Below are 9,538 nucleotides of genomic sequence, written 5' to 3'. Positions count from 1 at the left end.
CTCACCACCAGCGCCACCGGACAGACCACCACCACAAACCTCTGAACCACCACAACGACGGCACCCGTGGGCATGATCGGGCGTAGTCCGTGTTCTGCTACCGCGACCGTGGACGTACGAAAGTCACGGTCCGGTAGGTAGTTCGGATCGCGGTCCGACCGCTCGTCATGACACTGCACCGGATCCTGCTGTCCGGACTGGGTCCCTCAGATCAGCGGAGTGACCTGTTCCGCGATGCCGAGGAGTGCGCGTCCGTACAGTTCCCCGGCGATGCCGGGGTTGATCATGGCGTGCCGGCTGCTGGTCTCCTGGTCCCGCCAGATGCGCTGCAGCGGGTTCGCCTCGGCGAAGCCGCCCGCGCCCTGGACGTTCAACAGGAGGTCGAGTGCCTCGCGGCAACGACGGGCGACACATGCCGTGTCCATCCGTACCCGCGCCCGCGTCTCGAAGGGCATGTACTCGCCACGGGCCGCCCAGGTGTCGATGTCGCTGCCGGCACGCGACAGGTGCAGCCGGGCCGTGTCGATCAGCTGGGCCGCCTCGGCCAACTGGATATGGGTCGACGGCGCGTCGTAGGCGTGCTCGTAGAAGGTGTACGAGATGCCCCTGCCCTTGGCGAGGGAGGCGGTGACCATGTCCATCCCGGCCTGGGCGAGGCCCACCTGAGGGCCCGCCAGCACCAGTGCGAGCACGGGGACCAGCGCGGACCGGTAGAGCGGCTCGTCCCTGTGCTCGGTCGGGTAGAGCCCCTGCACGGCTCGGGTCACCGACAGGACGCGGTGCGCGGGCACGAAGACCTCGTCGGCGACCAGGGTGTTGCTGCCCGTGCCCCGCATACCGGCCACGTACCAGGTGTCCTCGATCGTCAGCTCGTCCATCGGGATGAGCGCGGCGCCTTCTTCGAGCTGCTCTCCGGCGGCGTCCACGACCGGAATGCCGAGCGTCGCCCACTGTGCGTGCAGACAGCCCGAGGCGAAGCCCCACCGGCCGGTGACGACCAGGCCGCCGTCGACGGCCCTGCTGGTGCCGCCGGGAGCGAGCACTCCGCATACCCGGGCGTCGGGGGTCTCGCCCCAGACCTCGCGCTGAGCCCGCTCAGGGTACAGGCCGGTCATCCAGTTGCAGACGTTGATCAGCGTCGCCACCCAGCCCGTGGAACCGCAGCCGCGAGCCAGCTCCGCCGTGACCGCCAGGAAGGTGCCGAAGTCCGCCTCGTGACCGCCGAGGCGACGCGGCACCGTCAGACGGAACAGCCCCGCCCCGGACAGGGCCGCGATGTTCTCCTCGGCCACCTTGCGGTCCTCTTCCGTGCGGGCCGCGTTCTGCCGGAGCAGGGGCACCAACGCGGCCGCGCTCGCCTTCAGCGCCGTGGCGGCACTGGTGGTCGGGACGGTGTCAGCGGACGTGGTCAAGGGATCCTCCGGCGGCTCGACAGGCGCAACGGCGCACCTCGTCTCCGGTGGCGCCATCAGAGGGGTTCCACGCCGGGGCCGTATCGCAGTCCTGTGTCCGGGACCGTGGAGCGGATTCCCCCGATCGGGCCACTGCGGGTCAGTACACCTGGGCCGTGGCCGGCAGCACGTGGTCGCCGATCTTGTCCGTGCTCAGGCACAGGGAACAGACCATCGCGTCATGGGTGGCGCAGGCGGCCAGGTCAGGCCGTTCGTACGGCTGGTGGCAGACGTGGCAGTCGAGGGTGACCGGGCTCGGATTGCCGTCGGGGTCCAGCAGGGGCTCGTCGATGCCGTCATCGGCGCGGCGCAGGTAGTACCTGCCCTTGGTGACGATCGCCATGAGCGGGGTGACGACGAAGGCGATGAGGGCCGCGGCGACGGGCGAGTACGGCTGGAGGGTGTCGCCCAGCAGATGGAAGTACAGGGCGATCGACAGGCCGGAGGCGGCTGTGAAAGCCACCACTCCGACCGGGTTGACGGCATGGAGCATGCCCCTGCGGAACTCCGGTTGCAGCGGGGACAGCTTCAGCACGTACTTGTTGACGCCGATGTCGGTCGCGACGGTGACCACCCAGGCGATCGCGCAGTTCGAGTAGAAACCCAGGATGCTGTTGAGGAAGCTGAACATGTCGGCCTCCATCAGGGCGAGGGCGAAGCCCAGGTTGACCAGGACGAACACCATGCGGCCGGGGTAGTGCCTGGTGACACGGGTGAAGGAGTTCGTCCACGCCAGTGAACCGGAGTACGCGTTCGTCACGTTGATCTTGATCTGGCTGATGACCACCAGCGCCACGGCCAGCGGGATGACCATCCAGGTGGGCATCATCGCGTCGAAGGCACCGCGGAACTGCTGGATCGGTTCGGTTGCGGCGGCGGGACCGACCTTGGCGAAGATGTAGACGGCGAGAAAGACACCGATGGCCTGCTTCAGCGCGCCGAGCACCACCCAGCCGGGACCGGCCATGACCACGGCGGTCCACCAACTGCGCTTGTTGGCCTCGGTCTTGGGAGGCATGAAGCGCAGGTAGTCGATCTGTTCCCCGATCTGCGCGATGAGGGACAGACACACACCGGCGCCGAGCAGGACCGACGCGGTGTTGACGCCGCCGTCGCCGTCCGTGCCGGCATAGGAGAGGAAGCGGTCGAGCGTGCCGGGGTCGGTGGCGATCAGGTAGACCAGCGGGCCGACCATCAGCAGCAGCCAGATCGGGGTGGTCCACACCTGAAGCTTGCTGAGCGCCTTCATGCCGTAGATCACCAGGGGGATGACCATGAGTGTGGAGACGAGGTATCCGAGCCACAGCGGCAGCCCGAGACCGAGCCTCAGGCCCTGGGCCATGATCGAGCCTTCGAGGGCGAAGAAGATGAAGGTGAAACTGGCGAAGATGACGCTGGTGAGCACCGAGCCGTAGTAGCCGAAGCCGGAGCCTCGGGTGATCAGGTCGAGGTCGATGTTGTAGCGGGCGCCGTAGTAGGCGAGGGGGAAGCCGGTGACGAAGATGACCAGGGCGGCCACCGCGATGGCCACGAGCGCGTTGCCGGTGCCATGGGTCAGACCGATACCGGCGCCGATGGAGAAGTCGGCCATGTAAGCGATGCCACCGAGGGCGGTGGTCGCCACGACCAAGGGGGGCCAACGGCGGTAACTGCGCGGAGCGAAGCGGAGGGTGTAGTCCTCCAGCGTCTCCGTGACCGCCTGGTCAGCGGCGGTCTTCGCCGTTCCTGCCGCCGGCGGCCGGGACTCGGTGGTGCTCATTTCGCGCCTCCCGACGGTCCGTCACACTTCCCGTGACGGCCGTGTATACGACTCTGATCTCACGGTCGGCCACGTTAGGAAGCGGTTGTTTCCGTGGATTCCCACCGTCGTGAACGCGAAGTTTCCTGCAACTCACCTGCCATCCTCGGACAGCCCGCCCGGCGTGAGTGGGAACCGCGGCGTTCAGTTGCCCCGTCCTCTTTCCGGAGAGTGTGTGACCTGCGGTTTCAGAAACGGTGAAGAGACAGTTGTTGGACGAGATGGTGTTCCGGAGCGAAGACGTCTGCGCGGCGGACCGGTTCGACTACTGGTCCGAGCTCTTGGGCCGTACCCACGCGCCCATGGAACTGCGCAGCGACCACGCCGATGACTTCCGGGCCTCCCAGCGTGTGCTGGACCTCGGTGCCATCACCGTGTGGACTCACACGTTCCAGCCGCTGGTGTTCAGGCGCACGCCGAAGCTGATCCGGCAGTCCGACCCTGAGACGTATCACCTGTCCCTCGTCGTTCGCGGGAGCGGGGTCAGCGTTTGGCGGCACCGGGAGACCGAGTACAAGCCGTATGACCTGTTCATCAACTCGTCCTCGCTGCTGAACGACGTCTACAGCACCGGGGACCCGGTCCAGTCGGTGGCGTTGGAGGTTCCCAAAGCCCTGCTGCCGCTGCCGCGCGACGTGGCCGGCCGGATCGTCGGGGCGCCCGTGTCGGCCCGGGAAGGCATGGGTGCCCTGCTGGCACAGTTCCTCACCCAGCTGATCGCGGACCCAGCCGCGTACCAGCCCTGCGACCGGCCGCGTCTGGCCGCCGTCGTGATCCCTCTGGTCGCCGCCCTCTTCGCCCATCTACTCGAAGCCGACGACTGCCTGCCCCCGGAGACCCGCCAGCGGGCCCTCGCCTTGCACATCCAGGCGTTCATCCGGGAGCACCTGCACGATCCGCACCTGACCCCGAGCGCCATCGCCGCCGAGCACCACATCTCCACCAGCTACCTGCACCGGCTGTTCCAGGACGAGGACGCCACAGTCGCCGCGTGGATACGCCGCCTGCGCCTGGAAGCGGCCCGCCGCGACCTCACCGACCCGGCGCTGCGCACCATCCCCATCCATGCGATCGCCGCCCGCTGGGGATACCCCCGCGCGGCCGAATTCAGCCGCGCCTACCGCGCGGCCTACGGCACCACGCCCAGCGACCATCGGCACCAGGCTCTCCAGCCGCGCGAGTGAACGCACCGCCAAGACAGCTGTGCACTGATCGCTGACGACCTGACCGCGGCAATTCGGCATCCTGGACGAGTTCGCGACGGCAGCGGGATCACGGGGGTATCACGCTGGCCGACATATATGAACAAACCGGTAGAGAAGGGTTGTCTCTCATGAAGTTCTGAAGCAGGCCAGTTCCACTGGCCGGTGTGGCCGCGCTGGAGGCGCGGTAGACGGACCACTGATCATCGCGGAGCACGTCGCTTCGCGAGAACGACCCGCTGAGCAGGCATTTCAGAGGTCACCCCACGAACACTTACCCTGTCCTGTCCCGCCGGACGGAACCGGTGATCCTCGGGTCCCCTCTATCCAAGTAGCCTGCATGCGTGGGCATTGCGGACGCTACGGCCGGTGTCGCCCGCTTCGTCCTCGTCCAGTGGTCCAGAAAGGTGGTCGCGTGTCCCTCACCGGAACACCGTTCTTCGTCGTCCTCATCGCCGCGACGGTCGTGGCGATGATCGGCACGATCGCCCTGTGGGCCAGGATCCGCGGGCCCAGGCCGGCGCGCTGGCTGGCGCAGGCCGTGATGATCGGCCTGTGCCAGCTCACCGCGATCAGCGTCGTGGCCACGTGGATCAACAACAGCTACGGGCTGTACGCGTCCTGGGACGACCTCATGGGCACCACGGACAACAGCAACGCGATCGCGATGCCGGGGCCGCCGGTACAGCGCGCGAAGTTCAACCACAGCACCAAGGGCGGTGTCCTGGACACGTATTTCCACGGCCGCAAGTCCACCCTGTCCGGGCAGGTGCTGGTGTGGACGCCGCCGCAGTACTCCGAGCCGGCCTACAAGAAGAAGCGGTTCCCGGTCATCATGCTGCTGCACGGCGTGCCCGGCTCCCCGGAGTCCTGGCTGGAGCACGGCGGCATGCCGGGCGCCTTCTCGGACCTGCTGAAGCAGAACAAGGCGCACCCCTTCATCCTGGTGATGCCCGTGGTCAACCCGGGCAGTGTGGACACCGACTGCACCGACCTGCCCAACCGTAAGGTCGCGACCTGGATGGCGGCGGACGTCCCGGACCTGATCAGCCACAAGTTCCGCACCCTGAGGGGTGCCAGCGGCTGGGGTCTGATGGGCTTCTCGACCGGCGGCTTCTGCGCCGCGAAACTGCCCCTGCAGTACCCGAAGGTCTTCGGCGCGGGCGCCGCTCTCGACCCCGACCCGCTGACCGGCGACAAGTCCGTCCTCCCGGACCCGACCGTGCGCCGGCTCAACAGCCCGACCTACCTGGTGCGGCACACGAAGTCCCACGTCAGCCTGTTCCTCACCACCTCACGCGAGGACCGTCTCAGCCCGCCTTCCTACATCACGCAGTTCCAGGCGGCCGCCGCGTCCTCGCCGGTCACGGTCCGCACATTGCTCCTGCCGAACGGCGGCCACAACTACAACACCTGGTCCGCGGAGTACCCGCCGGCCTTCGCCTGGCTCAGCCAGTGGCTCTCCGCCCCGCACTGATGAGGAACCGGGCCGGCGGCCGTACCGCGCTGACGGTGAGCGGTCCGGCTGGGCCATCATGGGCGCGTGGACTTCGAGCCGTACCGGGGTGAGTTGGTGGCGTACTGCTATCGGATGCCGGGCTCGTTCGACGAGGCCGAGGATCTGGTGCAGGAGACGATGCTGTGTGCCTGGAAGGCCCGTGACCGGTACGACCGCACACGCGCGTCCGTGCGGACGTGGCTGTACCGGATCGCGACCAACGCATGCCTGACGGCTCTGGAGGGGCGGGCGCGACGCCCGTTGCCGTCCGGGCTGGGCGCGCCGAGCGAGGACCCTGGGGCGCCGCTCACTCCGGTCTCGACATCCCCTGGCTGCAGCCGTTCCCCGACGCACGGTTCGATGCGGAGGCGCGGACCGACATGCGGCTCGCGCTGGTGGCGGCGATGCAGGCGCTGCCGCCGCGGCAGCGAGCCGTACTGGTGCTGCGCGAGGCCCTGGAGTTCACCGCCGTTCGCCGCGCGGCTGAACGCCGTGCCGAAGCTGGTCGTCACCCGCACGGTGACCGACACCTCGGCATGGGCGAACTCGCAGGTCGTCGACGGCGGCCTCATGGACGCCGTCAAGAACGGGAAGCGCGACGTGATCATCACCGGCAGTCTGAGCGTCGTACACGCGCTGATGGCCGAGCAACTGATTGATGAATACCGGCTGTTGACCTTCCCCTTGATCCTCGGCGCCGGGCAGCGGCTCTTCCCCGACGACGGCCCGCGCACCAGTCTGGAGTGCCTGTCCGTCGAGCGGGCCGGCGCCGCCGTCCTCGCGCGGTACCGCAGGACAGCACGTTGACGAACCGCTTCGGTTCGCTCGGCGGCTCAGCCACGGCCGGCGCCTTGCCGTGGTCCGTGCCGGAGAGGTCAAACCCGGTGTTCGGGGCCGATCACCGGGCCGGCCCTGGTCCTGCCGTGCCTCCTGTGCAGACCTGAGCCCCTACGGTGGTGAGCCGCCCCGCTGATCGCCATGGCCATGCCCATGCAGAAGATGAGTGCCAGCGCGAGGCCCGAGCAGAAGAGGGCGAGCGGGCTGAGGGTGGCGATGTTGTGGCCGAGCACCGACACGGTGTGGGCCGGACCGCCGGAGAGGTTGTCACCGATCGCCAGAGCCGTGAAGGCGGCCGTCGCAGCGAGAAGGAGCAGTCCGAGAATCAGCATCCGATCTCATCTCCTCAAGGAGTCGTCCTTCCCCTCGGGTACCGGGTACCGAGTACCCGGTATCTGACACGTGACCCGTCACCCCACGAGGCCGTCGTAGGGCGCTGTTGCCTCTGGCGCCGTGGTCACTGGCCAGTGATGGTCTGCGCTTCGGCGGTGTAGAGCCGGGCCGGATCGAATCCCATGCCGGTGAAGTGGCCGGCGAGTTCGAGGGAGAGCACGCCGTGCAGGCGGGTCCAGAAGGTGAGGGCGCGGTGCAGTGCCGCCGGCGGGGCCGGGTGCTGTTCGGCCCAGGCGCGGTGGCGGCCGAGGTGTGACTGGAGTGGTGAGGGCGGTGACGGCGGTGTGCCAGGCGGCTCTTCGTCCGGGCAGGCGTCGAGGAGGACGGCCATGATCTGTGCGGCGGTCCGGGTGGTGTCCTCGGGGGCTCGGTAGCCGGGCACGGGGGTGCCGTAGAGGAGGAAGTAGCGCTGGGGGTCGTCGAGAGCCCATGCGCGCAGGGTGTGGGCCAGGTCGCCGAGGTCGGCGCCGGCGGCGGCACGGGCGCGGAAGGTGTCGGCCAGGCTGCGGTAGGCGTCTGTGATGAGTTCGGTGATCAGTTCGTCGCGGCTGGCGAAGTACCGGTACAGGGCGGGCCCGCTCATACCGATCTGTTTGGCGATGGCGTTCAGGGACAGCGCGGAAGCCCCGGCGGCGGCGATCTGCTCCCACGCGTGTTTCTTGATCTCCTCCCGCACCTGGGCGCGATAGCGCTCCCGGGGGGTTGCCGCATCAGGGTTGCTCACAGTGCGTCCTCCCACTCTCTCGATCAAGCCCACTCTCTCGATCAAGCTCTCTTGGCCAAGTTGGTTAGAAGGTATCACGAACACGATTGACGTTCACGAAGGAGAGGTGTTAGAACTTCTAGCGAACGCGACAACCACGTCAGAAAGGTGGGTGGCCATGAGCAGCAGCCCCCTCGTCGAGGTCGTTCTGCCGGGCATCGTGGACCCGGAAGGACTGCAGATCCGACACGCGACCGTGCCCGACCCCGGACCGGGACAGGTTGTGATCGCCATGGAGGCGACCGGCGTGTCGTTCGCCGAACAGCAGATGCGCCGCGGGCGGTACTACGACCAGCCGCCGTTCCCGTTCGTGCCGGGCTACGACCTCGTGGGCCGTGTGCTGTCGACGGGTCAGGGCGTCGACCCCGGCCTGGCCGGACGACGGGTGGCCGCGCTGGTCAAGGTCGGCGGCTGGGCCAGCCATGTGATCGTCGACGCGCAGGACGTGGTCGAGGTCCCCGACGGCCTGAGCGCGGCGCAGGCCGAGACCGTCGTGGTCAACGGCATCACCGCCTGGCAGATGCTGCACCGCACAGCCCGTGTGCGCGCCGGGCAGACCGTCCTCGTGCACGGCGCCGGCGGCGGTGTGGGCCTGATCCTTGTCCAACTCGCCCGCGCGGCCGGTGTGAAGGTGATCGGTACGGCCTCCGCCCGGCGCCACGACGCTCTGCGCGAACTGGGAGTCACCCCGATCGACTACCGTACGGCGAACGTGCCGGCCCAGGTGCGCGAGCTGGCCCCCGGCGGGGTGGACGCCGTCTTCGACCACGTCGGCGGGCGCAGCGTCATCGACTCCTGGCACCTGCTCGCCCCCGGCGGCACGCTCGTCTCCTACGGCAGCGCCTCCACCCGGGACGACACCGGCTCCAAGCAGTGGCCCGTGCTGAAGATCCTCGCCCGTACCGTGCTCTGGAACACCCTGCCCAACGGCCGCCGCGCCCACTTCTACAACATCTGGGCCGGCCGGAAATTCCAGAACGACCGCTTCCGCACCCGGCTCCACTCCGACCTCACCGAGGTCTTCAGCGCCCTGAGCCGCGGCGACATCACCGCGCCCATCGCCGCCCAACTGCCGCTCACCCAGGCCGCCGAGGCCCTGCGCCTGGCGGAGTCGGGCACCGTCACCGGCAAGATCGTGCTGACTCCCTGACTCCCTGACTCCCTGACTCCCCGACTCGCGCAACCCACAGGCCGGCACCACGGCTCGGCACCAGCGCTCCGGCCACGTCACCACAACGCCCCGCCACCGCCGCACCACAGGGCAGGTTCACCCCACCCCGAAAACCGGCACCGTCCATCACCCCATGGCCGACCACTCCGCCCACATGCCGACGTAGGCGATGCCCAGATAGACGTACAGTCCGCGTCGCCGTTTTTCGAGCGGTAAGGACCTGACGGAGAACACCATGACGTGGACGCTACGGGGGAGCGGTCGAGGGAATGAATCTGCCTGACACCCGTATCGACGGTGGCTCCAATGCCACTTCCCGCAGGGGGGATCTCCCTACTCGCGCGCGGGCGCGGGCGCGAGTGTGCAGGGCGTCGGCGGTGACGCACGGGTCCGCACCCGCGATCTCGGCGAGCAGGCCCGCCGCT

General features: G+C 68.5%; 8 protein-coding genes and 1 pseudogene. 5 read left to right on the top strand and 4 right to left on the bottom strand.

Translation table 11 applies throughout. The annotated features are described in order from the left end of the window. Window positions 1-206: 206 nt before the first annotated feature. Together IE277_RS43925 and IE277_RS43920 are read right to left on the bottom strand one after the other, a co-directional pair. A complete protein-coding gene (locus IE277_RS43925; protein WP_189959357.1) occupies window positions 207-1,412 on the bottom strand; it encodes an acyl-CoA dehydrogenase family protein in 1,206 nt (401 codons plus the stop codon). A 139-nt stretch (window positions 1,413-1,551) separates the two neighbouring features. Continuing rightward, window positions 1,552-3,210 (bottom strand): purine-cytosine permease family protein, encoded by a 1,659-nt coding sequence (locus IE277_RS43920; protein WP_189959355.1) that lies wholly within the window; start codon window positions 3,208-3,210, stop codon window positions 1,552-1,554. 248 nt (window positions 3,211-3,458) lie between these two features. On the opposite strand from IE277_RS43920, the gene IE277_RS43915 reads away from it, so the two are divergent. From IE277_RS43915 to IE277_RS49985, 4 genes and pseudogenes are all read left to right on the top strand, one after another. Beyond that, window positions 3,459-4,433, top strand: a complete 975-nt coding sequence (locus tag IE277_RS43915; RefSeq protein ID WP_189959365.1) for an AraC-like ligand-binding domain-containing protein — start codon at window positions 3,459-3,461, stop codon at window positions 4,431-4,433. Between the two features lie 433 nt (window positions 4,434-4,866). Further along, window positions 4,867-5,928, top strand: a complete 1,062-nt coding sequence (locus tag IE277_RS43910) for an alpha/beta hydrolase (protein ID WP_189959353.1) — start codon at window positions 4,867-4,869, stop codon at window positions 5,926-5,928. Window positions 5,929-5,994: 66 nt separating this feature from the next. Beyond that, window positions 5,995-6,437 (top strand): annotated as a pseudogene (locus IE277_RS43905) (sigma-70 family RNA polymerase sigma factor); the annotation flags it as partial. Window positions 6,438-6,519: 82 nt separating this feature from the next. Then, window positions 6,520-6,756, top strand: coding sequence for a dihydrofolate reductase family protein (locus IE277_RS49985; protein ID WP_373311006.1), 237 nt, complete (start codon window positions 6,520-6,522; stop codon window positions 6,754-6,756). Between the two features lie 68 nt (window positions 6,757-6,824). Here the strand turns inward: IE277_RS49985 and IE277_RS43895 are convergent, their stop codons facing one another. Together IE277_RS43895 and IE277_RS43890 are read right to left on the bottom strand one after the other, a co-directional pair. Then, window positions 6,825-7,118 (bottom strand): hypothetical protein, encoded by a 294-nt coding sequence (locus tag IE277_RS43895; RefSeq protein ID WP_189959350.1) that lies wholly within the window; start codon window positions 7,116-7,118, stop codon window positions 6,825-6,827. 125 nt (window positions 7,119-7,243) lie between these two features. Then, a complete protein-coding gene (locus tag IE277_RS43890) occupies window positions 7,244-7,903 on the bottom strand; it encodes a TetR/AcrR family transcriptional regulator (RefSeq protein ID WP_189959347.1) in 660 nt (219 codons plus the stop codon). A gap of 157 nt (window positions 7,904-8,060) precedes the next feature. Here IE277_RS43890 and IE277_RS43885 point away from each other — a divergent pair, with 157 nt between their 5' ends. Continuing rightward, window positions 8,061-9,092, top strand: a complete 1,032-nt coding sequence (locus IE277_RS43885) for a medium chain dehydrogenase/reductase family protein (RefSeq protein WP_189959346.1) — start codon at window positions 8,061-8,063, stop codon at window positions 9,090-9,092. The last annotated feature ends 446 nt before the right edge of the window (window positions 9,093-9,538 follow it).

The sequence above is a fragment of the Streptomyces alanosinicus genome, assembly GCF_014650595.1.
Lineage (GTDB): Bacteria > Actinomycetota > Actinomycetes > Streptomycetales > Streptomycetaceae > Streptomyces > Streptomyces alanosinicus.
Note: the sequence above shows the minus strand (reverse complement) of the source record. Positions and strands in the feature narration are given on the sequence as shown.

Excerpts from the sequence above, each read along its gene's own strand:
- IE277_RS43920 (WP_189959355.1), bottom strand. The coding sequence starts at position 3,210 with ATGAGCACCACCGAGTCCCGGCCGCCGGCGGCAGGAACGGCGAAGACC.
- IE277_RS49985 (WP_373311006.1), top strand. The coding sequence starts at position 6,520 with ATGGACGCCGTCAAGAACGGGAAGCGCGACGTGATCATCACCGGCAGT.
- IE277_RS43895 (WP_189959350.1), bottom strand. The coding sequence starts at position 7,118 with ATGCTGATTCTCGGACTGCTCCTTCTCGCTGCGACGGCCGCCTTCACG.
- IE277_RS43885 (WP_189959346.1), top strand. The coding sequence starts at position 8,061 with ATGAGCAGCAGCCCCCTCGTCGAGGTCGTTCTGCCGGGCATCGTGGAC.